The 25,448-nt window shown below is 71.1% G+C and carries 24 protein-coding genes; 12 read left to right on the top strand and 12 right to left on the bottom strand.

Going from position 1 to position 25,448, the window contains the following annotated elements:
• Positions 1–741: helical backbone metal receptor (locus LOY02_RS05415; protein WP_317181310.1), on the bottom strand; the 741-nt coding region annotated here is incomplete at its 3' end.
• A gap of 76 nt (positions 742–817) precedes the next feature.
• A complete protein-coding gene (gene icmF / locus LOY02_RS05420; protein WP_317181311.1) occupies positions 818–4,060 on the bottom strand; it encodes a fused isobutyryl-CoA mutase/GTPase IcmF in 3,243 nt (1,080 codons plus the stop codon).
• 108 nt (positions 4,061–4,168) lie between these two features.
• Between icmF and LOY02_RS05425 the strand changes: the two genes are divergently transcribed.
• Positions 4,169–4,681 carry a MarR family transcriptional regulator gene (locus tag LOY02_RS05425; RefSeq protein ID WP_317181312.1) on the top strand — a complete coding sequence of 171 codons (513 nt, stop codon included), beginning with the start codon at positions 4,169–4,171 and terminating at the stop codon, positions 4,679–4,681.
• Between the two features lie 376 nt (positions 4,682–5,057).
• On the opposite strand, the gene galK is transcribed toward LOY02_RS05425, so the two are convergent.
• From galK to LOY02_RS05460, 7 genes are all read right to left on the bottom strand, one after another.
• Positions 5,058–6,245, bottom strand: coding sequence for a galactokinase (galK, locus tag LOY02_RS05430; RefSeq protein WP_317181313.1), 1,188 nt, complete (start codon positions 6,243–6,245; stop codon positions 5,058–5,060).
• A gap of 134 nt (positions 6,246–6,379) precedes the next feature.
• Positions 6,380–8,530 carry an RNA polymerase recycling motor ATPase HelR gene (helR, locus tag LOY02_RS05435; protein ID WP_317181314.1) on the bottom strand — a complete coding sequence of 717 codons (2,151 nt, stop codon included), beginning with the start codon at positions 8,528–8,530 and terminating at the stop codon, positions 6,380–6,382.
• Positions 8,531–8,726: 196 nt separating this feature from the next.
• Positions 8,727–9,488 (bottom strand): class I SAM-dependent methyltransferase, encoded by a 762-nt coding sequence (locus tag LOY02_RS05440; RefSeq protein ID WP_317181315.1) that lies wholly within the window; start codon positions 9,486–9,488, stop codon positions 8,727–8,729.
• Positions 9,489–9,616: 128 nt separating this feature from the next.
• Entirely contained in the window at positions 9,617–10,834 is a 1,218-nt protein-coding gene (locus LOY02_RS05445; protein WP_317181316.1) for an NAD(P)/FAD-dependent oxidoreductase, read from the bottom strand.
• Between the two features lie 2 nt (positions 10,835–10,836).
• Positions 10,837–11,172: a non-heme iron oxygenase ferredoxin subunit gene (locus LOY02_RS05450; RefSeq protein WP_317181317.1), complete on the bottom strand. Its 336-nt coding sequence runs from the start codon at positions 11,170–11,172 to the stop codon at positions 10,837–10,839.
• A 196-nt stretch (positions 11,173–11,368) separates the two neighbouring features.
• Positions 11,369–11,695 (bottom strand): hypothetical protein, encoded by a 327-nt coding sequence (locus LOY02_RS05455; RefSeq protein ID WP_317181318.1) that lies wholly within the window; start codon positions 11,693–11,695, stop codon positions 11,369–11,371.
• 144 nt (positions 11,696–11,839) lie between these two features.
• Positions 11,840–12,058, bottom strand: a complete 219-nt coding sequence (locus LOY02_RS05460; protein ID WP_317181319.1) for a hypothetical protein — start codon at positions 12,056–12,058, stop codon at positions 11,840–11,842.
• Positions 12,059–12,153: 95 nt separating this feature from the next.
• Here LOY02_RS05460 and LOY02_RS05465 point away from each other — a divergent pair, with 95 nt between their 5' ends.
• The 3 genes from LOY02_RS05465 to LOY02_RS05475 all read left to right on the top strand — a co-directional run bounded on the left by LOY02_RS05465 (position 12,154) and on the right by LOY02_RS05475 (position 13,892).
• On the top strand, positions 12,154–12,651 hold the full coding sequence (locus tag LOY02_RS05465; protein ID WP_317181320.1) for a MarR family transcriptional regulator: 498 nt from the start codon (positions 12,154–12,156) through the stop codon (positions 12,649–12,651).
• Between the two features lie 221 nt (positions 12,652–12,872).
• Complete coding sequence (locus LOY02_RS05470) at positions 12,873–13,406, top strand: peptidase (RefSeq protein WP_317181321.1); 534 nt, start codon at positions 12,873–12,875, stop codon at positions 13,404–13,406.
• A 72-nt stretch (positions 13,407–13,478) separates the two neighbouring features.
• Complete coding sequence (locus LOY02_RS05475; RefSeq protein WP_317181322.1) at positions 13,479–13,892, top strand: NUDIX domain-containing protein; 414 nt, start codon at positions 13,479–13,481, stop codon at positions 13,890–13,892.
• Between the two features lie 31 nt (positions 13,893–13,923).
• Here LOY02_RS05475 and LOY02_RS05480 read toward each other — a convergent pair whose 3' ends face one another.
• The gene (locus LOY02_RS05480) at positions 13,924–15,378 is read right to left on the bottom strand and encodes an MFS transporter (protein WP_317181323.1); all 1,455 of its coding nucleotides are present in this window, start codon (positions 15,376–15,378) and stop codon (positions 13,924–13,926) included.
• Positions 15,379–15,461: 83 nt separating this feature from the next.
• Between LOY02_RS05480 and LOY02_RS05485 the strand changes: the two genes are divergently transcribed.
• The 7 genes from LOY02_RS05485 (at position 15,462) to LOY02_RS05515 (ending at position 23,012) form a co-directional block, all read left to right on the top strand.
• The gene (locus LOY02_RS05485; protein WP_317181324.1) at positions 15,462–16,046 is read left to right on the top strand and encodes a TetR/AcrR family transcriptional regulator; all 585 of its coding nucleotides are present in this window, start codon (positions 15,462–15,464) and stop codon (positions 16,044–16,046) included.
• Between the two features lie 114 nt (positions 16,047–16,160).
• The gene (locus LOY02_RS05490) at positions 16,161–17,159 is read left to right on the top strand and encodes a ribokinase (protein WP_317181325.1); all 999 of its coding nucleotides are present in this window, start codon (positions 16,161–16,163) and stop codon (positions 17,157–17,159) included.
• A gap of 46 nt (positions 17,160–17,205) precedes the next feature.
• A complete protein-coding gene (deoC, locus tag LOY02_RS05495; protein WP_317181326.1) occupies positions 17,206–17,901 on the top strand; it encodes a deoxyribose-phosphate aldolase in 696 nt (231 codons plus the stop codon).
• A gap of 16 nt (positions 17,902–17,917) precedes the next feature.
• Entirely contained in the window at positions 17,918–18,670 is a 753-nt protein-coding gene (locus LOY02_RS05500; protein ID WP_317181327.1) for a GntR family transcriptional regulator, read from the top strand.
• Positions 18,671–18,704: 34 nt separating this feature from the next.
• Complete coding sequence (locus tag LOY02_RS05505) at positions 18,705–19,682, top strand: nucleoside hydrolase (protein WP_317181328.1); 978 nt, start codon at positions 18,705–18,707, stop codon at positions 19,680–19,682.
• A 41-nt stretch (positions 19,683–19,723) separates the two neighbouring features.
• Entirely contained in the window at positions 19,724–20,506 is a 783-nt protein-coding gene (locus LOY02_RS05510) for a TetR/AcrR family transcriptional regulator (protein ID WP_317181329.1), read from the top strand.
• Positions 20,499–23,012, top strand: a complete 2,514-nt coding sequence (locus LOY02_RS05515; RefSeq protein ID WP_317181330.1) for an MMPL family transporter — start codon at positions 20,499–20,501, stop codon at positions 23,010–23,012. Before LOY02_RS05510 ends, LOY02_RS05515 begins: the two co-directional genes overlap by 8 nt.
• A gap of 50 nt (positions 23,013–23,062) precedes the next feature.
• Here the strand turns inward: LOY02_RS05515 and LOY02_RS05520 are convergent, their stop codons facing one another.
• Entirely contained in the window at positions 23,063–23,833 is a 771-nt protein-coding gene (locus LOY02_RS05520; protein WP_317181331.1) for a GNAT family N-acetyltransferase, read from the bottom strand.
• 154 nt (positions 23,834–23,987) lie between these two features.
• Positions 23,988–24,746: an endonuclease/exonuclease/phosphatase family protein gene (locus LOY02_RS05525; protein WP_317181332.1), complete on the bottom strand. Its 759-nt coding sequence runs from the start codon at positions 24,744–24,746 to the stop codon at positions 23,988–23,990.
• A 63-nt stretch (positions 24,747–24,809) separates the two neighbouring features.
• Between LOY02_RS05525 and LOY02_RS05530 the strand changes: the two genes are divergently transcribed.
• Positions 24,810–25,439 carry a nucleotidyltransferase family protein gene (locus LOY02_RS05530; protein WP_317181333.1) on the top strand — a complete coding sequence of 210 codons (630 nt, stop codon included), beginning with the start codon at positions 24,810–24,812 and terminating at the stop codon, positions 25,437–25,439.
• Positions 25,440–25,448: the final 9 nt, after the last annotated feature.

Below are 25,448 nucleotides of genomic sequence, written 5' to 3' on the forward strand. Positions count from 1 at the left end.
GCGGAGTGCGGCCTTCGCTCCCACCATGGCCGGCCCGTACCAGGTGAGGAGCCGGCCGCTGCACAGGGCCGTGCGCGACCGGCTGAACGCCTCGGGCCCGTCGTCGGCGGTGAACACGTAGGGCTCGTCGGGCAGGAGCACGACGTCGACGTCCGGCCGGTCGACCTGGGCGAGGTCGACGTGCGGGTAGCGGTCCGGGTGAGCCCCGAAGACGTTGTGCCACCCGAGCCGGGCGACGAGGTCGCCCGTGTAGGTGTTGCTACCGACCACCATCCAGGGGTCGCGCCAGATCGCCACGGCGACGGCGACCGTCGGTTTCGGCACCGGCCCGGACCACTCCTCGCGCGCCGCACGGAGCCAGTCCGGTTCGCCGGCGTCGAGGACCACCGAGAAGAGCCGCCCGAGGGACTCCAGCGCACCGGGAACGGTCACGATGTCGGTGACATAGACCGGGACCCCGCTCTCGCGCAGGCGTCGGACGTCGAGCTCCCGGTTCTCCTCCTTGTTGGCGACGACGAGGTCCGGCGCCAGCTCACGGATGGCGCGGAGGTCCGGGTTCTTCGTGCCACGCACGCGGCGCACGTCGAGGTCGGCCGGGTGCGTGCACCAGTCCGTCGCCCCGACGAGCACCTCGGGGCAGGTCGCGGCGATCGCCTCGGTGAGGGAGGGGACGAGTGAGACGACACGCCGGGGCGCGCGAGCCAGCTCCACGGCATACCCGAGATCATCGACAGGACGCATACGCAAACCCAACCACGCGGGCCTTTCGGGGGGACTCGGGGGCGCAGGCCGTCCGCGGCCGTGAGCCCCCGAGCGATCAGACGTTGCGCCGGTACTGGCCGCCGACCTCGAAGAAGGCCTCGGTGACCTGCTGCAGCGAGCAGACGCGAGCCGCGCGCATGAGCACGTCGAAGACGTTGCCGCCTTCGATCGCCACCTTCCGGAGCTCCTCGAGGGCGACCTTCGCCTCGTCCGCGTTCGCCTGCTGGAAGGCGCGCACCCGGGCGAGCTGGCTCTGCTTCTCCTCCTCGGTGCCGCGCGCGAGCTCGATCGTCCTCGGCTCCTCGTCGTCCGCGTGCGGGTTGCGGAAGGTGTTGACGCCGATGATGGGCAGCGAGCCGTCGTGCTTGCGGTGCTCGTAGAGCATCGACTCGTCCTGGATCCTGCCCCGCTGGTAGCCGGTCTCCATCGCGCCGAGCACGCCGCCCCGCTCGGTGATCTTGTCGAACTCGCGCAGCACCGCCTCCTCCACGAGGTCGGTCAGCTCGTCGACGATGAAGGAGCCCTGCAGCGGGTTCTCGTTGGCGGCCAGGCCCCACTCGCGGTTGATGATGAGCTGGATCGCGAGCGCCCTGCGGACGGAGTCCTCGGTCGGGGTCGTCACGGCCTCGTCGTAGGCGTTGGTGTGCAGGGAGTTCGCGTTGTCGTAGATCGCGCAGAGCGCCTGGAGTGTCGTGCGGATGTCGTTGAAGTCCATCTCCTGGGCGTGCAGGGAGCGGCCCGAGGTCTGGACGTGGTACTTGAGCTTCTGCGACCGGTCGTTCGCGCCGTACTTCTCCTTCATCGCGATCGCCCAGATGCGGCGGGCCACCCGGCCGAGGACGGTGTACTCCGGGTCCATGCCGTTGCTGAAGAAGAAGGAGAGGTTCGGGGCGAAGTCGTCGACGTTCATCCCCCGCGCGAGGTAGCTCTCGACGTAGGTGAACCCGTTGGCGAGCGTGAAGGCGAGCTGGCTGATGGGGTTCGCCCCGGCCTCGGCGATGTGGTAGCCGGAGATCGACACGGAGTAGAAGTTGCGCACCTTGTGCTGGATGAACCACTCCTGGATGTCGGCCATCATCTTCAGCGAGAACTCGGTGCTGAAGATGCAGGTGTTCTGGCCCTGGTCCTCCTTGAGGATGTCGGCCTGGACGGTGCCGCGGACGTTGGAGAGGGCGAAGGCACGAATCTCCTCGGCCTCGGCGTCGCTCGGCTCGCGGCCCTCGCGCTCGCGGAAGCTCTCGAGCTGCTGGTCGATGGCCGTGTTGAGGAAGAACGCGAGGATCGTCGGCGCGGGACCGTTGATCGTCATCGACACCGACGTCGTCGGTGACACGAGGTCGAAGCCGTCGTAGAGCGCCTTCATGTCGTCGATCGTCGCGATGGAGACGCCGGAGGTGCCGACCTTGCCGTAGACGTCCGGACGCGGGTCGGGGTCGCGGCCGTAGAGGGTCACCGAGTCGAAGGCGGTGGAGAGGCGGGTGGCCGGCTGGCCCTGGGAGAGGAGCTTGAACCGGCGGTTCGTGCGGAACGGGTCGCCCTCACCGGCGAACATCCGCGCCGGGTCCTCGCCCTCGCGCTTGAAGGGGAAGACGCCGGCCGTGTAGGGGAAGTACCCCGGGAGGTTCTCGCGGCGCAGGAAGGACACGAGCTCGCCGTGGTCGCGATACCGCGGCAGGGCGACGCGCGGGATCTTGTTGCCCGACAAGGACTCGCGTGTCAGGACGTTGCGGATCTCCTTGTCCCGGATCTTGACGACCTGCTCGTCGCCGGAGTAGGACTCGACGATTGTGGGCCAGCCGGCGAGCTGGTCGGCGACCTCTGCGGGCAGGTCGGCCCGGGCGCTCTCGAGCAGCTGCTCCACCGGGGCGGCGTCGGAGCCGGCGTCGGCGAGCTCGGCAGCGACGGCCTCGAGCCGCTGCACGCGCGAGGCCTGCTCGGCGAGCTCGCTCGTCGTCGCGTGGTAGTCGCGGACCGTCTCGCTGATCTCCGCGAGGTAGCGCACCCGTGAGGAGGGCACGACGGTGGCGATGCGCGTGGACTGCTTCGTCGAGACGGCCGGGAGCGCGCCCTCCTCGACCGGCATGCCCTTCTCGGAGAGCAGGCCGCGCAGCTCCTGGTAGAGCGCGGTGACCCCGTCGTCGTTGAAGGTGGCCGCGCTCGTCCCGAAGACCGGCATGTCGGCGGGGCCCTTGCCGAAGGCCTCGCGGTTGCGGACCAGCTGGCGACCCACGTCGCGCAGGGCGTCCTCCGCCCCGCGGCGCTCGAACTTGTTGATGGCGACGACGTCGGCCCGGTCGAGCATGTCGATCTTCTCGAGCTGGCTGCTCGCGCCGAACTCGGGCGTCATGACGTAGAGGGACACATCGGCGTACTCGACGATCGCCGCATCGCCCTGGCCGATGCCGGGCGTCTCGAGGATGACGAGGTCGAAGCCGGCCGCCTTGGTGATCGCGAGGACGTCCTCGAGGTTGGCCGGGACCTGGCTGTGGCCACGCGTGGCGAGGCTGCGGAAGAACGCCCGGTCGCCGTCGAGCGAGGACATGCGGATCCGGTCGCCGAGCAGGGCACCGCCGCCCCGGCTGCGCGTCGGGTCGATGGCGAGGATGGCGACCCGCAGCTTGTCCTGCTGGTCGAGGCGCAGGCGGCGGACGAGCTCGTCCGTGAGCGAGCTCTTGCCCGAGCCCCCGGTGCCGGTGATGCCGAGGACGGGGACCTGGCGGCGGCCGGCGGCCTCGCGGACCGTCTCGAGCGTGGCAGTGTCGAGGTCGCCCTCCTGGGCGCCGGTGATGGCGCGCGCGACTGCGGCGCGCTCGCCGGCGAGGACGCCGTCGACGCCGGCGGCGCGCACGTCCCACGGGTCGAAGTCGCAGTCCCTGATGACGGTGTTGATCATCCCGGCGAGACCGAGACGCTGGCCGTCCTCGGGGCTGAAGATCGTCACGCCGGAGTTGCGCAGGCGGGCGATCTCCTCGGGCACGATGACGCCGCCGCCCCCACCGACGACCTTGATGTGCCCCGCGCCGTTCTCCTTGAGCAGTTCGACGAGGTACTCGAAGTACTCGACGTGCCCGCCCTGGTAGGAGGAGACGGCCACGCCCTGCACGTCCTCCTCGATCGCTGCGTCGACAACCTCCTGGACCGAGCGGTTGTGGCCGAGATGGATCACCTCGGCGCCCTGGCTCTGCATGATGCGCCGCATGATGTTGATCGACGCGTCGTGGCCGTCGAAGAGGCTCGACGCCGTGACGATGCGGACATGGTGAGCCGGCTGGTGCAGCTCGGCCTTCTGGTTGCTCACGAGGGGCCTCCGGGCAGGGTGCGGCGGTGCGGCGGTGCGGCACTGACCTGAAAATAGTAGGACTTCCAACTAATGGACGTCAACGTGTCCAGGCCCTACCATGTGCGCATGACGGCTGAAGCCAGGCGAGGCCTCGAGTTCGACCCGATTGCGCGGGCACGCGCCCAATGGGTCGAGGCGGGGTGGGCGGACGCCGCGGACGGCATGGCCGCCGTCACCTCCCTCATGCGCGCGCACCAGATCGTCCTCGCTCGGGTCGAGGCGGCCCTGCGCCCCCTCGGAGTGACGTTCGCGCGCTACGAGGTGCTCATGCTCCTGTGGTTCAGCAAGCGCGGCTCGCTCCCGATGAAGATCATCGGCTCCCGTCTCCAGGTGCATCCGACGAGCGTCACCAACGCCGTCGACCGCCTCGAGGACGCCGGCCTCGTCACCCGGTCGACGCACCCCGACGACCGGCGCGCCTACCTCGTCGCCCTCACGCCCGCCGGTCGGGAGCTCGCCGAGCGCGCCACCAAGGTGCTCAACACGGAGGTCTTCGAGCAGCCCGTCCTGTCCGGGCGCGACCAGCGTGCCCTCGTCGACATCCTCACGCGGCTCCGCCGCAGCGCCGGCGACTTCTGACGAGGTTCGGCCCGACGATGCCGTATGCCGGTGGGCTCGCCACGCGCCGAAGGTGGGACGGTCGCGGTGGCCCCGCAGTGCGAGCGTGGTCAGGGCCTCAAGGCCCCGCTCCCGGACGTCGTCCGGATGATGTGGTGGACGTCGGCGTAGCAGCTGCGCAGGTCGCGCGTGATGGCGGCCGAGACCGCGAGGTCGTCATCGACGGTCAGGATGGCAGGCTTGGGCAGCCACCCTCACAGATCCACCCCGGACCCGGTTTCGGGTCACTCGTCGAAGGGCAGATGCTGCGGTCGGCGTCGTTGCGATGTCGCACCCCAGTCCGGGAAACGCGACACTGGGCGCACACGAGAACGACGCCGTATGCTGCTGGGCTTGCTCAGCGCTCGCGGCTCGCCGCACCGGTTGCTGTGACGGGGAAGCACTCGGGCTCGCGAAAGCCGCGGTCGGCGAAAGCCTGCTCGACAGCCGCCGAGATCACATCCGTGTCGACCGTCCGGATGACCGCGATCGCGGAGCCGCCGAAGCCTCCGCCGGTCATCCTGGCTGCGAGCGCCCCGGCCGCCCGTGCGGTCTCGACGGCGAGGTCGAGCTCGGCGCAGGAGACCTCGAAGTCATCGCGGAGGGAGGCGTGCGACTCCTCGAAGAGTCCCGAGAGTGCAGCGAGGTCGTCGAGCTGGAGCGCCTCGACCGTGCGGGTCACGCGGTCGACCTCGGTGACGACATGCCGCACCCGACGACGCAGCAGGTCATCGGACAGACGCCTCAGGGCTTCGTCGAGCTGTGCGGGCCCGACGTCCCGGAGGGATGCGACGCCGAGCTCGTCTACCGCGCGGGCGCACTCCTCCCGCCGGTTCCCGTAGCGCCCGTCGTCAAGGGAGTGCTGCGCACGGGTGTTGAGGACGAGCACCGACAGGTCATGGGCATCGAGGTCGAACGGGACATGGCGCGGTGCGTGGTCACCGTCGAAGTCGAGCAGGAGCACCGTGTCGGGTCGCGCCAGGAGCGACGCAGTCTGGTCCATGCCCCCCGTGGGGGCACCAGCGACCTCGTTCTCCGCGCGGACGCAGACTCGGGCGAGGGCCCGGCGGCCCTCGTCACCGTCGAAGCCACGGAGCGCGAAGAGGTCGACGGCGGCAAGGGCCACGGCGCACTCGAGGGCAGCCGAGCTCGAGAGGCCGGCGCCGAGCGGGACGCGCCCGTCGACGAGGACGTCGAGTCCGCCGACCCGGTGACCGGCCTGCTCGAGGGCCCACAGCACGCCGACCGCGTACGCAGCCCACCCACCACGGTCGCCGTCGAGCAGGCGGTCAAGGGCGACGGTCCGCTCGCCCGGCAGCTGCCGCGAGACGAGCCGCACGACGCGGTCCTCACGGGCGCTGGCGATGACGTGCGTCCGACGGGGGATCGCCATCGGCAGGCAGAGGCCGTGGTTGTAGTCGGTGTGCTCCCCGATGAGGTTCACCCGGCCGGGCGCAGACCAGACCCCCTCAGGTTCGCGGCCGAAGGCATCCCGGAATGCCCTGACGAGCCCGTTCGTGTCCGTGCGCCCCACCTCGTTCGTCACCCGCCGTCGCCCTTCGCCCTCGCTCGAACAGATCACGCCGACCCTGCGAGCATCCCGGTGACGGCAGCGCATCCAGTCTGACCGACACGGCGGGCCTTCGACCTCGGGGCCTCCCGCCTGTCCGGCGGGCAGCGTCAGTCGCTCGACAGGACGACGAGCTGCTGGGTCGCTCTCGTCATCGTGACGTAGCGGTCGACGGCACCCTCGATCCCCCTGCCGAAGGCCTGCGGATCCACGAGCACGACGAGGTCGAACTCGAGGCCCTTCGCCAGCTCTGGGGACAGAGATCGGACGCGCGACGTCGCCTCGAACGTGGGATCGCCAATGACACAAGCGATTCCGTCGTCGTGCTCGCTGAGCCATGCATCGAGGACGGCGCCGAGGTCCGAGGCCCGGCCGTGGACGACGGGCAGGCCACTGCTGCGGATGGAGATGGGCACGTTCGCGTCCGGGAGCGCCTCCCGGATGACCGGCTCGGCTTCGACCATGACCTCTTGGGGCGTCCGGTAGTTGATGCTGAGGGATGCGAGGCTGATCCGGTCGAGCCCGATCCGCTCGAGGCGTTCCTGCCACGACTCCGTGAAGCCGTGCCTCGCCTGCGCCCGGTCCCCGACGATGGTGAAGCTGCGGGACGGGCAGCGGAGCAGCAGCATCTGCCACTCTGCATCGGTCAGCTCCTGTGCCTCGTCCACGACGACGTGCGCGAACGGTCCGGCGAGGACGTCGGGATCGATGCCCGGCTGTGCGGCGTCATCGACGAGCGCCCCCTGCAGGTCCTGGCCGCGCAGCATGGACATGATGAGCAGGTCGGAGTCGTCGCTCTCGATGAGGTGGTCGATGACCTTGGCCCGCTCCTCCTGCTCGGCCGCGAGGGCCACCTCACGCCGCCGCTTGCGACGGGACGCCGCCGGGTCTCCGAGCCTCTTCCGGGCGAGGTCGAGGAGCGGCAGGTCGGGCACGGTCCACGCCTGGGCGTCGTCGCGTTTCAGCGCGCGGACGTCCTCGAGGCTGAGCCACGGAGCACACCTGCGCAGGTAGGCGGGGACGGACCACAGGTCTGCGACGAGGTCCGTCGCCTCGATGAGCGGCCACGCGCGGTTGAGCTCGGTGAGCAGCTCCGGGTTCCTCAGCGCCGATGAGCGGACCTGGTCGAGCGAGACGTCCTCGTCGTCGATCCGGTCCGTGAGGATCGTGACGATCTCCTCGAGGATCTCGTCGCGGGCCTCGTTGTGCGGCGTGCCCGGTGCCGGCGCCTCGAATGCTGCCGCCCAGTCGTCGGCGCTCAGCCACACGGTGGACCAGTTGGTCGTGACCTCCGTTCCCTCTGTCGGCGGCTCCTCGTAGAACCTCACGGCGGCTTCGATCGCCTCGACCCACCTCGCCGACTGCTTGAGCTGTGCCACGTGGGGGTCGTCCTCCTCCCCCGCTGTGGCCCCCTCTGGCACGAGGTCTCGGAGCGTGCACGTCTGCACGCCCTCCTCACCGAGGCTGGGGAGGACGTCGCCCACGTAGGCGAGGTACGGCTGATGAGGTCCGACGAAGAGCACCCCGCCCCGCCGGTGGCCGAGACGCGGGTCGGAGTAGAGCAGGTAGGCGGAGCGATGCAACGCCACGACCGTCTTGCCCGTGCCCGGCCCTCCGTCCACGACGAGGGCACCGCGCGATCCCGCACGGATGATGGCATCCTGGTCGGCCTGGATCGTGCCGAGCACGTCACGCATCCGGGGTGTCCGGGTGCTGCCGAGGCTCGCGATGAAGGCGGACTGGTCGTCGAGCGCCGCGTTGCCCTCGAACCCGTCCGGGGTGAACACCTCGTCCCAGTAGTCGCTGATGGAGCCCTTGCTCCACCGATACCTGCGCCGGCTGACCAGGCCCATCGGGTTGGCGTGGGTCGCCCCGAAGAACGGCTCGGCCGCCGGAGAGCGCCAGTCGACGAGCAGCTGCCGGCCCTCCTTGTCCGTGAGGCCGAGTCGACCGATGTAGACCGGTTCGACACCGCCCTCCCCGACGATCCGGCCGAGGCACAGATCCAGGCCGAAGCGGCGCAGGAGTCGCAGGCGAGCCGTCAACCGGTGGACCTCGAGGTCCCGGTCCATCGCCTCCTGCCCTGTGCCCCCCGGCTTTCGACGCTCCGCATCGAGCCGCTCCGACAGGTCCGCGACCGTCTCCTCGAGGCTCCGTGCCAGAGCGGCGAAATGCTCCTCGTCGTCGCCGATCAACGACGGGTCGGCCTTGGCGGCCAAGTGCCCCCGAAGGTCGAACACGCTGGTGGTCAACGGGTTCACGTCCTCACCTTCCCCTGTGTATCGCGCTGGGAGGGCGATTCTGGGCCACGACCGGGGCCTTGCCGCAAGCCCCCCTGTCCGCTATACCTTGGAAAGGGAGGGGAGCACTGCTCTCCTCTTCCGTGTTGTCAGGCTGTCTGTCGTGCTCCGGGTCGGCCTCTCACGCGACGCATCACCGGGTCCGGCCCGCGTGCCGTCATCCCGATGTGGCTGCCACGAGGAGACGCCCCCGAATCCTGCCGGACTCGAGCAGCTCACCCATCCGCCGTTCCTGGAGCTTGATTGCCGCGTAACGGTCATCGTGGCCGTGCGCCGCTCGGACTGCTGCCTCGACTGCATCCTCGCGCCCCTGCCAGACGGCATCCGCATCGGCGAGCTCATCCGACCAGATCTCGTCGAGCACGGTGAAGCCGGCGGCCGTGAGCAGCGCCGTCAGCTCGTGCACTGACGGGAAGGCGTTGCCCCACGGGACCGAGAACGACTCACCGGTGGCCGTCACGACCAGGAGCCCGAGCCGGCCGCCAGGCCGCAGGATGCGCCGCAGTTCGGCGAGCCAGGTCGCCTTGTCGTCGGTCGTGCACAAGGTGCCCAGTGACCACACCAGGCCAGCGGCCCGGTCCATGAACGGAAGTCGAGCCCCCTCCCCGACCAGCGCGGGCAGGCCGAAGAGCGCCGACGTCGCCGCCGAGGCCTGGCCCATGGGATCCACGCAGACCGGGCGGACGCCAGCCCGCGCCCGGGCATAGGCGGCTGGGCCCCCGAGCCCGGCCCCCACGTCGAGCAGGAGACCACCGGACTGAGGCTCGAGACGTGCGAGCAACCAGTCGAGGCCCGACGGACGACCGCTGCCGCGACAGGCGGCCGGCATCGCGTGGTCGGCCCCCAGCTCGGTCACTGCCTCGCGGGTCCAAGCCGCCATCGTGCCGAACTCGTCCTGCATCTCGTCATCCACCACCATGGCCTTCCTCTACCCGATGCCGATGCGAGTCGGCCACCACGCCAACCTCGCCGGGCAGACGAGCCGCGACTCCTCGGAGCGCGGCCACCACGCCAAGCTCGCCCGGACGACTTGCCCCGCCCCGCCGATCAGCCGCGCAGCAGGCGCCGCAGGTCGGTCGTCGGGTCCGCGAGGGCGTCCGCGTCGACCGGGACTACCCGGTCGATGAGCCGCCGTGCGGCCCGGACCGCCTTGGAGTCGTCGACGGCCACCGCACCCACCACGACACCGTCCCGAATCGCGAAGACGGAGAAGGGCGGCGAGCCCAGTGTTCCCCGCACGACCATGCGGCCCGCAGCCATCTCGCCGACGACCTCGACATGGAGCCCGTGGCGATCGGTCCAGAACCAGGGTGCCGTCGCGGCGGGACGCGGGGCACCGAGGATCGTGGCCGCGGCCCGCTCGCCATCGAGACGCGCTGCCTCCCAGTGCTCGCCGCGGGGCACGGCCACACCGTCCACCCGCAGCTCAGTCGCATCACCGATCGCGAGTACGGCCGGGTTCGAGGTGATCTGGTCCTGGTCGACGACGACCCCCCGCCCCGTGGTGAGTCCCGCCGCCTTCGCGAGTGAGGCCTCCGGGACCATGCCGACGGACAGGACGACCTGGTCGACGTCCACACGTCCCTGCCCGTCGCCGAGGTGGGCTCGGATCCCGTCACCGCCGGACTCAAGGCGCTCGACGCCGCACTGGTGCACCGTGACGGACCGAGCACGGTGCACGTCGTGCAGCCATTGCGCCACCGGTTCGCCCACTGCCCCAGCGAGGGGGCGCGCCGCGACGTCCACCAGGGTGACATCCACTCCGAGCCCCGTCAGCGTGGAGGCCACCTCCGCCCCGATCAGCCCGGCGCCGACGACGAGGAAGCGCGTCTCGGACGCCGCTGCCGCTCGCAACCGGTCGGCGTCGTCGACGGTGCGCAGCACGTGCACCCTCTCGCCGTCGGCTCCGGGGATCGGCGGGCGGGCGGCGCGGCCACCAGTCGCGAGGATGACGCGGTCCGCCCTCAGCCGCGCGCCGTCATCCGTCTCGACGACGCCCTCGCCCGGGCGCAACGCAGCGACCCGGGTGCGGGCCAGCAGGCGCACGTCGTGGTCGTCGTACCACTCCGGCTGCTCGAGCGCGATCTCGGGCCGGCTGCGGGTGCCGGCGAGGTACTCCTTGCTCAGGGGTGGGCGGTCGAGGGGAATCTCGGAGTCGTCGACGAGGACGAGCTCGCCCGGGAAGCCGCCGGCTCGCAGGCCGGCGGCCGCGCTGACGCCGCCGATCCCGCCGCCGACGATGACGACCTTCTCGGGGGCCGCCATGGTCAGGGCCGCTCGCCCGGGAAGAGCCAGACCTCGCCGCCCACGACCTCGACCCGGTGCGGCTGGGTGCCCGCGGTGGCCGGGAGGTTCGTCACGTCGCCGGTGCGAAGGCAGAAGCTGCTCGCGTGGAGCGGGCACTCGACGAGTCCGCCCTCGATCCAGCCGTCCGCGAGGGACGCCGTCTCGTGCGGGCAGGTGTCATCGAGCGCCCAGACGCGCCCGTCGAGGTCCCGCAGGAGTGCGATGTCGTCGTCCGTGCCGGTCAGGGTGCGGTCGACGACGCGACCCTCGCCCTCGGGGATGTCCGCGAGGGCGGCGACCCGGATGCCGCTGCTCAACTCAGTCTCCTGGTCCGCTCGGATTGTCCGTTCTGCCGGAAGAGGCTACCCGACCCGGCGCCGTGGATCGGTGCCGCCCCGAGGCGGTCGGAACGAGGCGGCCGTATGCCGCTGGGCTCGGTCGCCCTCCCACGCGCCCGAGGGCAGGTGGTCGCGCGCCGCAGCCCAGCGGCATACGGCCTGGGTGGAGTGGTGCTCAGCGAGGGCGGTGCTTGCGGTCGCTGTCGTGCAGCTCCGGATGGACGTCCTCAGGCAGCTCCTCGAGCGCCCCCTCACCCGGCGTCGCCACACCCCAGCCATGCGTCGTCACGGTGTCGACCGGCGGGTTCCCGACGAGATGCGACCGCTCGGCCCCTTCGGGGTGGTCCTCGCGGGCCCGGACGGTGTCGTCCACGTGGGGGTTGAGCGTCTCTGCCTCCGGGCCGTCACCCTTGGTGCCGCGCCGGGGGTTGACCATGATCAGCCCCAGCACGAGCAGGCCGACCATCCCGAGCATGAACAAGAGTCCAACCTGATCACCCATGGCTCCTCCTGGAGACCGTGCGGATTGACCGTTGTATCGACGGTACCCGAAAGAGCCGCACCGGAACACGGTTGACGCGACCGCGCGCCCCGCCGTGCACCGCCGTGCACCACGACGTCAGGCGCCCGGGGTGACGAATGCCAATCAGAACGCGCGGCGCCGGGCCTCGTCCTCGGCCTCGCGCTGCTCGCGCTCGCGTCTCGCCCGGGCCACCTTGGCCGCACGCTCGGCCGCGAGCTGCGCGGTCGGGTCGCTCGTCTCGCCGAGCTGCGCGGGACCGAAGAAGGTCAGGCCAAGGCGCCTCAACTGGTAGCCGATGCGATAGGCCACGGACAGTCCCTCGTTGTCACCCTTGCCCGCCATGCGTCCCCACTTCTCGCTTCCAGGACTCAATATAGTTTGTGCACTAATCATTAGTGTACTGGTCCATTCGTGGCGAGAGGATTGAGGAGCACTCCATGAGCAAACCGGAGACAGGCACGGAGGCGGCAGACCTGCCACTGCCAGCCCCGGACGACCTGCTCAGGTTGGACCAGCAGGTGTGCTTCGCGCTCGCCGTCGCGTCACGCAACGTCATCGCGCTCTATCGCCCCGTCCTGGAGCCTCTCGGCCTGACCCACCCCCAGTACCTCGTCATGCTCACTCTGTGGGAGCGGGACCCGTTGACGGTCAGACAGATCGGCCGGCTGCTCAGCCTCGACCCCGCCACGCTGTCCCCCCTGCTCAAGCGGCTCGAGCGCGCTGGTCTCGTCACCCGCGAGCGGCATCCGGCCGACGAGCGCGCGCTCGCAGTGACGCTGACCCACGCAGGACGTGCCCTGCGCGAGCGAGCCCTTCAGGTGCCGCTTCAGGTCATCGACCGTCTCGGGTTGGAGGTCGGCGAGCTGAAGGCACTGCACTCCGCACTCGCGAGCGTCATCGCGGCGACGACCTCCGGGCGCCCGACGCTCGGCTGATCTGGTCGTTCCCCGATCTCGACGCGAGGCACCATCCGTTCTCCGGATGTCGATTCGGGCGCCCGAGCCGACCGCACTCGTCCAGCGAGCCCGGCCAGCCCGGAGCGCCCGGGGATGCCCAACGCTCCGACGCGGCGGGCGATGCGTGCCCGGAAGGCTCGGTGGTGGCATCCTGAAGGGAGCAAGGTCACCACTTCAGAACGTGTGGAGGGTAGGGCCAGATGGAAGAGGAGAACGAGCCCAAGGTCGAGGTCGCGCCGATCCAGGCTGATGGTGCACTGCGCGGGTTCATCATCGTCGGGCGCTGGCCCGAGGACACCGTCGAGTGGACGCACTTCCTCTTGCTCGCCGTGCGCATCGCTGCCGTCCCGCACATGCTGCCGCACGGCAGCACCGTCTTCCGGGTCGTCGAGGACGTCCCCGCGAAGGCGCCCGAGCACTCGGTCGGCCTCGTCCTGGCCGAGGGCCAGTTCGTCGGGGACCACCCACTGCGACCGGGCCAGTTCGCCGATCCCGTGCCTCCCGGCCTCGCCGTGCTGCACCCGCCATCGAGCACCGTCGCCTCACTGCCCGAGTACGAGACGGCCTCCGGCTGCCTGCTGCTGCCCGGACTCCCCCATCTCGGCCTCGCGCACCGCGCCGCGTGGATCGAGGCGGACAGGCGGGGCACCGTGACCCGCCTCGCGGCAGTGGACGGCATCGACCCGGAGGACGACGCCGACACGGCGGCGCTGTCCCTGCTCCTCGCCTCCTGACGCGTGGCCGGCACGGTTCCTGCGGTACCTGACGGAGAGGAGTCGGGCGCACCAGACATCAGCCACCGCGTGGTGACCGGGGTGCTCACGCGGGGGGCGCAGGTGCTGATGTGTCATCGGCGAGCGGACCGGGCGTGGTACCCCGACGTGTGGGACTTCCCGGGTGGTCACCTCGAGGACGGCGAGACTCCCGAGGAGGCATTGGTGCGAGAGCTGCGGGAGGAGCTCGGCATCGAGGCTCAGGTGGACGGCGCGGTCATGGCACGGTGGGTGGCGGACGACCACTCGGAGGACATCACCTTCCTGGCGGTGAGCCGTTGGGAGGGCGAGCTCGTCAACCTCGCGCCCGACGAGCACGACGACATCGGCTGGTTCACCCTCGCGGAGACACAGTCCCTCAGGCTCCCCGACCCCCGCTACGGTCCGCTGCTCGAGGACCTCCTCGGGCCGGGGAGCGACGCCACCGCCGACGATCCGTCGAGGTGACGCCCCACAGCGCCCCTGGCCGCCGTTCGTGTCAGGCAGCGCCGGCGCTGGGTGGAACGATCCAGCGGGCGCCCACCGCCGAGATGGCGGCGACCAACGCTGCCACGCCGAAGGCGAGGACGAAACCGCCGCGGTCCCCGCCTGCGCCCGACGCACCCGACGCCCCGGAGGCCGCCGCGGCCAGGCTGGCCGCGGCGACACTCGACATCACTGCCACCCCGAACGTCGCGCCGAGCTCGTGGGACGTGCTGAGCAGGCCGGACACGAGGCCCGCCTCGGCGTGGTCGACGGTGGACAACGCGACCGTCGAGGCGGCGACGAAGACCGCACCGAGGCCGAGGCTGCCCAGGCTCACCGCCGACACCATGGCGACGGCTCCGGACGCGAGGGCGGGAACCACGAGGCCTGCGGCGGCGATGCTCAGGCCGACGACTGCCACCTGCCGAGGCCCACGAGTGCTGACGACGCGGCCCGCGGTCTGCGCGCCGAGCGTCGTGGCGAGCGCCACGGGCAGGAACATCAGGCCGGTGGCGATCGGACCGTGGCCCAGCCAGTCCTGGAGGTAGAACGTCCCGAGGAAGAACACCGTGAGCATCAGGCCGGTGGCCACGAAGAGGAGGAAGAGGCCTGCGCGCACGACGGGACGGCCGAGGATCCTCGGGTCGAGCAGTGGCGCAGAGGCCCTGCGCAGCCAGACTGCGAGCAGCCCGTAGAGGACGATGGCGCCGGCCAGGCTCGACAGGGTCACCGGGGCGGCCCACCCGCGGTCACCGGCACCGATGAGCCCGAAGACAGCCGCGCCGGTGGCCGCCGTGACGAGCACCGCTCCGGCTGGGTCGAGCCGACCACTGCTCGCGCGGGGCAGGTCGCCCGGCAGACTCCGGAGGAGAAGCACGATCACGACCGCGCCGACCGGCACGTTGACGAAGAAGACCCACTGCCAGCCGGCGAGACCGGTGAGGACCCCACCGAGCAGCACCCCGACGGCCGAGCCGGCACCACCCAGGGCCGACCACACCCCCAGGGCCCGTCCCAGCTCCGCTCCCGAGAAGACCTTCGTCACGACGGACAGGGCTGCCGGGGAGAGCAGGGCCGCACCCACACCCTGCGCCGCCCGGGCCGCCACGAGGACGGTCGCGTCGGGCGCCAGGCCGGCGGTCAGGGAGGCTGCCGTGAACAGCGACAACCCGGCGAGGACCACGGCGCGACTTCCGTAGAGGTCGGCGCTCCGGCCACCGACGAGCATGAGGGCCCCGAACGCGAGGGTGTAGGCGCTGACCACCCAGGTGAGCGCGGCGCGGTCGAGGGCGAGGCCGCTCGCGATCTCGGGCAGCGCCACGGCCACGACGGTGACGTCGAGGATGAGCATGAACTGGGCGACCCCGAGCAGGGCCAGCAGCCGCCAGCGTCGCGGGTACGGATCCGCCTCGGGCGCGGTGCGCTCGGGTTGGTGTTCGTGCTCGCGGATGGTCTCCGGTTCTGACACGGGAACTCCTAAGTCGGATAGTGATGTATGAGTTACGAGGCGTAGGCTAAGTCAGACATCGATGCCCGAGAAAGGGAATTTCCATGGCCAAGCCGCTTGCCATGCAGCGTGCGGATGCCCAGCGCAACCGCGCCCGGATCGTCGAGGCCGCAATCGAGCAGCTCGGCCGTGATCCGGCGACGAGCATGGGCGACATCGCCGAGGCAGCGGGCGTGGGCCGCAACACCCTCTACGGCCACTTCCCGACCCGGGCGGACCTCATCGAGGCAGCTCTCGACACGGCCATTCAGCAGGGTGACGCCGTCCTGGAGGGGGTCGACCTCGGTGGCGACGCCAGCGCCGCGCTGGGGCGTCTCATCGAGTCGAGCTGGGTGATCGTCGCGCGCTCCCGCTCGCTCCTGGAGGCGGCCGAAGGGGTCGTGGGCCCGGCGAAGATCAAGGCCCTGCACGCCGGCCCGATGGACCGCGTCCTGCGCCTGCTCGCCCGCGGTCGGGCGGACGGCGCCTTCCGCGACGACCTGCCGATCGAGTGGCTCGCGGCCGTGATGCACAGCGTCATGCACGGGGCCGCCACTGAGGTGACCGCGGGCCGCATCGACAGCGAGTCGGCGGCCGAGCTCATCACCCGGACACTCCTGCCTGCGTTCGCCGCGTCGTCCCGGACCTGACGCACACCCGGTCTGCGGCCGTACCGCTGGCAACCATGTCTATAGTTGTCCATGGACATGGCACGCCCGAACACCTCGGTGCGGCGCAACCCAGGACCGGACGGAGAGGGTCGCATGAGCTCGGGCAGGGCACGAGTCGCGGTCGTCGGCAGCTATGGCGTCGGCCTGACGATGCGCCTGCCGCGGGTGCCGATCGCCGGTGAGACGATCTCCGGGGGCACCTTCTCGTCAGGCCACGGCGGCAAGGGCTCCAACCAGGCCGTCGGCGCCGCCCGCCTCGGAGCCGACGTCTCCCTGCTCACCGCGGTGGGTGACGACGCCATGGGCGCCGCGGCGCGGACGCTGTGGACCACCGAAGGCATCGACGCCGCAGAGACGGTCGCGATTCCCGGGGTGGCCACCATGGTGGGCATGATCCTCGTCGAGCCGTCCGGGGAGAACCGGATCGTCATCGCGACCGGCGCCCTCGACGACCTGAGCCCAGGTCACGTCGAGTCCTTCCGCGGCCACCTCGCCGCCGCTGACATCGCGGTCGTGTCCCTCGAGATCCCCGTCGAGACCGCGGTGGCCGCCCTGCGCACCGCACACGAGGCCGGAACGACGACCCTGCTCAACCCGGCTCCGGCGAGGCGACTTCCGGAGGACGTCTGGGAGCACATCGACGTCCTCACCCCGAACCGCACCGAGGCCGCCGTGCTGCTCGGCCATGACCCCGACGCGCAGGAGACGGCCGCCGACCTCGCCGCCGAGCTGCACCGCAAAGGCGTCGGCAGTGTCGTCGTCACCCTCGGAGCGCACGGGGCCCTGATCCATGACGCCGAAGGCCGACGCGACGTCCCGGCCGTCGCCCCCCGAGAGGTCGTCGACACCACCGGAGCCGGCGACAGCTTCACGGCAGCGTTGGCCGTCGCCCTCGCCGAGGGACAGCGCATCGACGCAGCGGCGGGATGGGCGGCTCACGCCGGCGCCCACACCGTCTCGGTCGCCGAGGTGGTCCCCGCGCTGCCCCACCGTGCGGACCTCGCCGCACTGACAGAGCTCACCGAACTCAGCAGCCGCACCACCCCGGCCGACGCGCACGCCCATGGCCACCCCGCCCCGGAGCCCGGCTGAGCGCAGACCGAGCCCAGCGGCATACGACCGCATCGAAAGGAACCCCATGACCGACTTCACCGCGCTCAGCGGACCGGAGCTCGCCCCCTACATCCAGCACACCCTCATCGCCGTCGGCACGACACGCGACGAGACGATCGCCCATGCGAGGGAGGCGATCGACTACGGCTTCGACGCGGCGATGGTGGCCGGCTCGTGGGTCGCCCTCACCGCAGAGGTGCTTCGCGGCACCGGGGTCACCGTGGCCTCTGCCCTCGACTTCCCCACCGTCGGGGTGATGACGAGCGCGGGGAAGGCCGCCGAGGCAGCCGAGCTCGTCCGCCTCGGCGCCCGGGAGCTCGACATGGGCGTGCAGGTGGGTTGGCTCAGGAGCGGTGACTTCGACGGCTTCCGCGAGGACATCGCCGGCGTCGTGCGGGCCAGCGGAGTGCCCGTCAAGGTGATGCTCGAGCTGCCCCTGCTCACCGACGCCGAGAAGTCCGCTGCCGTCGAGCTGGCCTGCGAGGCAGGCGCTGCCTACCTCAAGAACGCCTCGTCCGGACAGGTCGAGGTCGCGAGCCCCGCGTCGATCGCCTACCTCGTGGAGCGGGCACCCGAGGGCGTGCTCGTCAAGGCGTCGGGCGGCATCAAGACCCGGGAGCAGGTCGTCGAGCTCCTCTCCGCGGGTGCGGCGAAGGTCGGCACGAGCGCAGGAATCGCCATCGTCACCGACACGTCCGACGCGTCGACGGAGAGCTACTGATCGGATGAGTGGCCGTATGCCGCTGGGCTGGGTGCGCGCGGATGCCGCCCAAGTGCCCGCCACGCTCCACTCGCGCATCTCGGCGTGGCTGCGCGAGCAGGTCGTCAGCGGCGCCTGGCCCGCGCACTACCGCCTCAAGCCGGAGCCAGAGCTCGCCGCCGAGCTCGGGGTGAGCCGCGGGACGCTGCGACGCGCCCTGTCGACGCTCGTCGCCGAGGGAGCGCTCGTCCAGGTCCGGGGCAAGGGCACCTTCGTCACGTCGACCGTCGTCGAGCCGGCGATCGCGCAGCAGCTGACGAGTCTGTCCGAGGACTTCGCCGATCTCGGAACGCCCCTGACGACACGGGTCCTCGCGTGCGAGCTCACGACGCCGCCACGACCCGTCGCCGCGCTTCTCGACGCCTCGGCTGACCAGGCGGTCCTGCGCCTCCTCCGGCTCAGGAGCACCGCGGCCGGGCCGGTCGCACTCCTGGTCAACTACGTCCGCACCGACCTGGCGCCCGGCCTCGAGACCGTCGACTTCGAGGCGGAGACGCTGTTCGGTGTCCTTGCTGAGCGCTACGGCCTGCGCATCGCCACGGGTCGACGCACCTTCTCCGCGACGGCTGCCGACGAGGAGACCGCGACACGACTCGAGGTGCCGGTCGGCTCACCACTGCAGCACCTGGAGCAGGTCACCTACCTGGCTTCGGGGGCCCCCATCGAGTACTCCGACGTGTGGATCCGATCCGACCGGCTGCGCGTCACTTCCGTCCTCACCCGCCACTGAACCGCGAGGCGCCCTGCCTCCCAAGGAGACTGCCGTGACCATCCCGTTCATCCTCGACACCGACACCGCACAGGACGACTGCGTCGCCATCATCGCGAGCCTGCTCGACCCGGAGGCAGACCTGCGCGCCATCACGATGGTCGCGGGCAACGTCGGCTTCGACCGACAGGTGCGCAACGCGCAGATGACGCTCAGTGCCGCCGGGCGGCTGGGCTCGGTGCCGATCCATCTCGGCTGCCGTCGCCCGCTCGTGCTGCCCTGGGTGTCCGCGGAGAACGTGCACGGTGACGGGTCCGGTGGCCTCGACATGGACTTCACCGGGACGGCGACGGAGCAGGAGCACGGGGTCGACGCGCTCATCCGGCTGACCGCGGAGGCTCCCGGCGAGATCTCCGTCGTCGCGATCGGCCCGTTGACGAACATCGCGATGGCGGCAGTCAAGGAGCCGGCTTTCGTGGACAACGTCAAACGCCTCGTCATCATGGGTGGCTCGAACAACGGCCGCGGAAACATCACCCCTGCGGGAGAGTTCAACTTCTACGTCGACCCGCACGCCGCCCACGTCGTCTTCGAGGCCGGTTTCCGCGACGTCACCGTCGTGCCGTGGGCGCCCCTGACGCTCAACGACGCGGTCTTCAGCCGAGAGCAGCTCGCGGGGATCGACGCCATCGGGACGCCGCTGTCGCGCTTCTTCCTCACCGTCTGCGGACCCACCCTCGCCTTCGACGAGAGCGTGGGCATTCCCGGCACGACCCACCCCGACTCGCTGTCGGTGGGGATCCTGCTCCACCCTGAGCTCGTGACGCAGGCCGGCGACTACCACGTGGCGGTCGAGGCGGACTCCGGGCTCACGCGCGGCTACTCGGCGATGTCGTGGGGCGTGCACGGCCTCGAGCCGAACGCCCGGGTGGTCGAGACCGCTGACGGGGAGGCCTTCCACAGGTGGATCGAGGGGCTGCTCGCCACCCCCACCGAGGTCAGCCGCCCGCTCAGGGGCGGCCTCTTCGACTGAGTGAATTGCACTGAGTGCATCCTTGCACGTAGTGTAAGTATGTGACTTCGAGGCCGTCGACTGCGCGCGACCTCCCGGGTGAGGGGCGCGACCGTCCCGATGATCGTCGGGCTGACGGGCGTGACCGTCGGGGCGACGGGCGCGACCGTCGGGGCGACGTGCGCGAGCGGCACCGGCGCGCCATCATCGATGCCGCGGGGTCCCTCCTCGACGAGCGCGGGGCTGCCGGGTTCACCGTCGACGAGCTCGCTGACAAAGCCGATGTCTCCCGGCGGACCGTCTTCAACCACTTCCCGTCCGTCGACGACATCGTCATCGCCGCCTGCAGCGAGGTGCTGGGCAGGGTACTCGGCACGTTCGAGTCGCTCGCCTCGGCCCATGACGGCCCCGGGCGGCAGCTGTCGCTCTTCGACGAGGTCGCCGACGCGCTCACATCGACCGACCTCGTCCCCCCGATGGCCTACCTGACGAGGGTGCTCGGCGGCGACCACAGCGAGCCCTCGCCGCGCCAGGCGGCCATGCTCCTGCGCGTCTTCACCGAGACGAGCGACGACCTCACGAGGACCCTCCTGCGGCGACACCCCGACGCAGACGGGCTGACCACCCACCTGCTCGTGGGCGCACTCATGAGCGGCCTCGTCATCCTCCACGAGCGCTGGTTCACGATCACCGGCGGCGCCGACGACGCAGCCTCCCGCGAGGTCTGGGCCGATCTGCTGCGCCAGCTCGTCGACCTGACCCGTGACGGCTACGGCACGGTCGCGTCGACCGGCACCACCCCCGAACCCCATTCCACCCTTCCCCGGAGAGAACGCCATGGCTGAATTCCTCTACCGACTCGGCCAGGCCGCGGCGCGGCGGGCCCGGCTCGTCATCGCGGCGTCGTTCGCGGTGCTCATCGTCTCCGGCGTGGCCTTCGTGGTCGGTGCGGGCACGCTCACGAGCACCGTCTCGATCCCCGGCACTCGCACTGCCCAGGTCACGGAGCGGCTCCAGGACGTCCTCCCCGACGCCTCGGGCGGCAACGGGACCATCGTCTTCGAGACCGTCGACGGGTCGCCTCTCACGGATGCGCAACAGAGTGCGATCAGCGAGCAGGCCGCCGAGGCATCCCGCCTCGAGGGCGTCGCGACCGTCGTCGACCCCTTCCGGACCGAGACGGAGCGCGCGGCCCAGCAGCAGGAGATCGAGGAGGGTCGAGCGAGGATCGAGGACGGCCGTCGGCAGCTCGACGCCGCCCGGGCCCAGCTCGAGGACGGACAGGCCCAGCTCGACGCCGCTCGTGAGCAGGCCGAGGCGGCAGGTGCGCTCGACCAGGTCGCTGCGCAGCTCGAGGCGCAGCAGGCCAACCTCGACGCCGGGCGCCGGAAGCTCGACGAGCAGGGCGCCGAGCTCGAGGCGGGCAGGGACCAGGTGGAGCAGGGAGCCCGCCTGCTCGAGCTCTCCTCGGAGATCCGCATGGTGTCCGAGGACCGGAGCGCGGCGATCGTCACCGTGCTGTTCGACAAGCCCCAGCTGGATGTCGCCCAGGACGACAAGGACGCAGTGATCGGCGCCTTCGGCCCGTCCATCGACGGCGTCGAGGTCTCCTACTCCGCCGAGCTCGCCACCGGCATCCCGAGCATCCTCGGCATCGGCGAGGTCATCGGCATCGTCGTCGCCGCAGTGGTGCTCGTCGTCATGCTGGGCACCCTCATCGGCGCGGGGCTGCCCATCCTGACCGCCCTCGTGGGTGTGGCCATCGGCGCTCTCCTGACGATGTCACTGTCCAGCGCCATCGAGATGACCTCGGTGACCCCCGTCCTCGGGCTGATGCTCGGTCTGGCCGTCGGGATCGACTACACCCTCTTCATCGTCAACCGGCACCGCCGTCAGCTCAAGGAGGGCTACGACGTCGAGGAGTCGATCGGCCTGGCCAACGGCACCTCCGGCAACGCGGTCGTCTTTGCCGGCTCGACGGTGCTCATCGCCCTGCTTGCACTCAACGTCACCGGCATCCCGTTCCTCGGCCTCATGGGAACCGTGGGCGCGCTCTCCATCGCGATCGCCGTCCTCATTGCCATCACGCTCACCCCGGCTCTCCTCGGCCTCATCGGCGAGCGCATCCTCAGCCGCCGGGAGCGGGCGGCGCTCGCGGCCGCCCCGGCTGATCCCGCCACGGTCACTCCGGTCGCGGCGACTCGCGGCAAGCGGCTCCGTCCGATGTCGACGTGGCGGGCGGTCGGCAGCATCGCGCTGGGGATCGGCGCCCTCGTCGCCATCGCGCTGCCGTCGCTCGACCTGCGCCTCGGGCTCCCCGACGGCTCGGCGGAGGCAGTGGACTCCACGCAGTACCAGGCCTACTCCACGGTCTCCGAGAAGTTCGGGCCGGGCCGGAACGCTCCCCTGCTCGTCGTCGCGGACATCGTCGGCGTCCCGGGCGCGACGCCAGACGTGACCGCCCAGGCCGCGATCGCCGAGGAGATCGCCGGACAGGACGACGTGGTCGCCGTCGCGCCGATCGGAGTGTCGGAGGGGCGCACGGTCGCCGCGTTCCAGGTGGTCCCGACCGGCGGCCCCAATGACGCCTCCACGGAGCAGCTCGTGCAGAGCCTCCGCGAGCTCGAGCCGATGGGTGGCACGGTGACCCTCGACGTGGCGGGCATGGCGAGCGGCAACATCGACATCTCCGACAAGCTGTCCGACGCCCTGCCGGCCTACCTGGCGTTGGTCGTCGGCCTCTCGATCGTCATCCTCGTGCTCGTCTTCCGCTCGATCTTCGTCCCGGCCATCGCGACGCTCGGCTTCGTCCTGTCCTACTTCGCCGCCATGGGCGGCGTCGTGGCCATCTACCAGTGGGGATGGCTCTCGACCATCTTCGGGGTCGACACTCCGAGCCCGATCCTCAGCTTCCTGCCGACGATGCTCGCGGGCATCCTCTTCGGCCTGGCCATGGACTACATGCTCTTCCTGGGTTCCGGGATGCGCGAGGCGTATGTCCACGGGGCGCCGGCACGGCTCGCCGTCGTCCAGGGGCTCCGGGCCGGCCGCAGCGTCGTCGCCGCGGCCGCGATCATCATGATCTCCGTCTTCGGCGGCTTCGTCTTCTCCGACAGCGCCATGATCCGGCCGATCGGCTTCGGCCTCGCCTTCGGCGTGCTCGTCGATGCGTTCGTCGTCCGGATGCTCATCGTGCCGTCCCTGATGCACCTCGCCGGAGACAAGGCCTGGTGGCTGCCGAAGTGGCTCGACCGGGTCCTGCCCAACCTCGACGTCGAGGGCGCCGCCCTCGAGCGGCGACACCCGCACGTGGCCCACCCCGAGCCCGAGTCGACGCTGTCCCGGGCCTGAGCCGCGGCCGTGACTCCTGCGGCCGCCGACCCGCTCAACCGGGACGGCGGTCAGGGGTTGCCGAGGCGCTCGGGCCGGTCGGTGGCGTGCGCGGCGGCCACCTGGACACCTGCCGGATCGGTCTGCGGCAACAGACAGATGATGACGTCCGCCTCGTCAGCGAGCCGACAGTGCCCCGCGGCCAGCAGGGGGCACGGGTCACGGCGCCCACGTCCCGGACCGCTGCACTGGCGCACGGCCTGGCCCGCCTCGCGCAAGGCGGTCGTGACGGGGTGCTCCCGACTGCCCGGTGCCTCGACGAGCACCCGCCGTGCGGTGGTCGCGGCGGGCCAGGTCGGCATCTGCCCGTCCGCAGCGAGATCGAAGACGACCTCACCATCAGTGGCCCGGACCAAGGCACCTCCCACCCGTCGGAGCAGGGCAAGCATGGGCCGGTTGTCGAGACGCACGGAGGCGCGCAACGTCACGACGCCGAGCTCGACCGCATCGGCGCGCAGGCGCTCGAGCAGTGCGGCGCCGACCCCCCGACCCTGCGTGTCGTCCGCGACGGTGAGCGCAACCTCGTGGGTGGCGTCGACCTCCCGGCGCAGACGCGCCTCACCGCACACGCGGCCGCCGTCGACCGCGACGACCACATGGTCGGTCGACGGGTCGATCGCCGCGGCACTGCGCAGCAGGGCGTCAGTGACCGGGCCGGAGAAGCGCAGCATCAGCGACTCGGCGCTGAGGCCGCGGTAGAGGTCGAGGATCGAGGGGACGTCGTTGACTCCCGCCACCCGGAGCTCGAGCGGCGACGCACCAGGCTCCGTGCGGCCCTCCACAGGTCCAGCGTAAGCCGCCGCAGCAGCTCCGTCGTGAGGCTCGGCCGGCTCGCTCGGGGCAGACCCCCGCGGCACGGCGCAACACGCCCGGTGGTTCGCAGCGCGCCACGGAAATTGCACGATCCGGTTGCGAACTGCCGGGCGTGTTGCGGGGTCAGCCCAGCTCCGCCCAGAGGGCGCGGTGGTCGGAGATGGGCAGCGCGGGCGCGTCGGTCTCACCGATGCGGACGGGGCCCCGGACAAGAATGTGGTCGATCTGCTCGCGCGCCGACTCCACCGGATAGGTCGGATGGCTGGCGGCCGCCTGCATGCCGGTCACGCGGGCGGCACGCTCCGGCCCGATGTTGAGGTCGCCCATGAGCACGACCGGCTCTCGGCAGTCGACCGTGGCGCGGACCACTTTGCGCAGTTGGCGCGCGTTCCACCAGTCGATGAAGGACAGATGGGTGCCGACGACCGTCCACTCGCCAACCGGGGTCTCGATGCTGGCCAGCACGGCCACCCTCGGCTCGTCCGTGACGAGGTAGGGGCGCACACGTCCGGAGAACCGCATGGGCACGCGGAAGGGCACCGGCTCGAGGCGCAGCACCTGCCAGCCCTTGACGGGATAGCGCGAGAGGAGTGCGACACCGTAGGCAGCGGAGTCCGGCTGTTCGTCCCCGGTCGCGGCCACCCACGTCGCGCCCGGACTCCCATGGATGGCCGCCACGAACCGGTGATGAGGTGCGTCCATGGCCTCGGCGGCAACCGAGGTGAGATCGCTGAACCCCGACCGGTGCTGGTTCTGGTCCACCTCCTGCAGGGCGAGGATGTCGGCGTCGAGGCGCTTGACGGCCTCGCGCAGACCGGCCGGGTCGACATGCTGGTCGGTCGGCACGCGTCCGTTGAGGATGTTGAAGGTCGCGACTCGCATGTAGGTGCCGTTACCCCCGTGGCCCGGCCGCACGCCACGCCCGTCAGCGGGTACAGCCGATACATGGGTGAACCAGACCAGCATGACCTCCGTGAGGCGCTCAAGACCGTCGCCGTGGCACTGAAGCAGACCGGTCGGCCGTTCGCGCTCATCGGCGGCTACGGCGTGTGGGCCAGGGGTGGTCCGGAGCCGAACCACGACGCCGACTTCCTCGTTGCCAAGGAGGACGCGGCCGACCTCGCCCAGCAGCTTGCCGACCAGGGGCTGCACGTGGTCCAGCCGCCGGAGGACTGGCTCTTCAAGGTCTTCGTCGGCGACGCGATGGTCGACGTCATCTTCCGACCCGCGGGCACGTATGCCGACCGCAGCGTCGTCCGGCGCGCCACCCCGCTGCGCGTCCTGTCGATCGAGATGCCGGTCATGCCGGCGACGGACCTGCTCGTCCACCGGCTGAACGCCCTCAGCGAGCACTACTGCGACTACGCGGTCCACATCCCGGTGGCCCGGGCCCTGCGCGAGCAGGTGGACTGGGCCATCGTGCGCCGCGACACTGCCGCGAACCCCTATGCGGCGGCCCTGCTCTTCCTGCTCGAGCGCCTCGGCATCGTCGATGTCGGTGAGTCACACGACAGCCCGGGCCCACAGGGGCGGTCCACTCCCCCGCAGCCGATACCGGCGCCTGACCGTGCCTGATCTTGCCTG

Source organism: Intrasporangium sp. (genome assembly GCF_032907665.1).
GTDB lineage: Bacteria > Actinomycetota > Actinomycetes > Actinomycetales > Dermatophilaceae > Intrasporangium.

Coding starts and splice junctions, on each gene's coding strand:
- LOY02_RS05490 (WP_317181325.1), top strand. CDS start 16,161: ATGAGCTCGGGCAGGGCACGAGTCGCGGTCGTCGGCAGCTATGGCGTC.
- LOY02_RS05515 (WP_317181330.1), top strand. CDS start 20,499: ATGGCTGAATTCCTCTACCGACTCGGCCAGGCCGCGGCGCGGCGGGCC.
- LOY02_RS05500 (WP_317181327.1), top strand. CDS start 17,918: ATGCCGCTGGGCTGGGTGCGCGCGGATGCCGCCCAAGTGCCCGCCACG.
- LOY02_RS05445 (WP_317181316.1), bottom strand. CDS start 10,834: ATGGCGGCCCCCGAGAAGGTCGTCATCGTCGGCGGCGGGATCGGCGGC.
- LOY02_RS05455 (WP_317181318.1), bottom strand. CDS start 11,695: ATGGGTGATCAGGTTGGACTCTTGTTCATGCTCGGGATGGTCGGCCTG.
- LOY02_RS05485 (WP_317181324.1), top strand. CDS start 15,462: ATGGCCAAGCCGCTTGCCATGCAGCGTGCGGATGCCCAGCGCAACCGC.
- LOY02_RS05425 (WP_317181312.1), top strand. CDS start 4,169: ATGACGGCTGAAGCCAGGCGAGGCCTCGAGTTCGACCCGATTGCGCGG.
- LOY02_RS05470 (WP_317181321.1), top strand. CDS start 12,873: ATGGAAGAGGAGAACGAGCCCAAGGTCGAGGTCGCGCCGATCCAGGCT.
- LOY02_RS05465 (WP_317181320.1), top strand. CDS start 12,154: ATGAGCAAACCGGAGACAGGCACGGAGGCGGCAGACCTGCCACTGCCA.
- LOY02_RS05440 (WP_317181315.1), bottom strand. CDS start 9,488: ATGGTGGTGGATGACGAGATGCAGGACGAGTTCGGCACGATGGCGGCT.
- LOY02_RS05530 (WP_317181333.1), top strand. CDS start 24,810: ATGGGTGAACCAGACCAGCATGACCTCCGTGAGGCGCTCAAGACCGTC.
- deoC (WP_317181326.1), top strand. CDS start 17,206: ATGACCGACTTCACCGCGCTCAGCGGACCGGAGCTCGCCCCCTACATC.
- LOY02_RS05525 (WP_317181332.1), bottom strand. CDS start 24,746: ATGCGAGTCGCGACCTTCAACATCCTCAACGGACGCGTGCCGACCGAC.
- LOY02_RS05460 (WP_317181319.1), bottom strand. CDS start 12,058: ATGGCGGGCAAGGGTGACAACGAGGGACTGTCCGTGGCCTATCGCATC.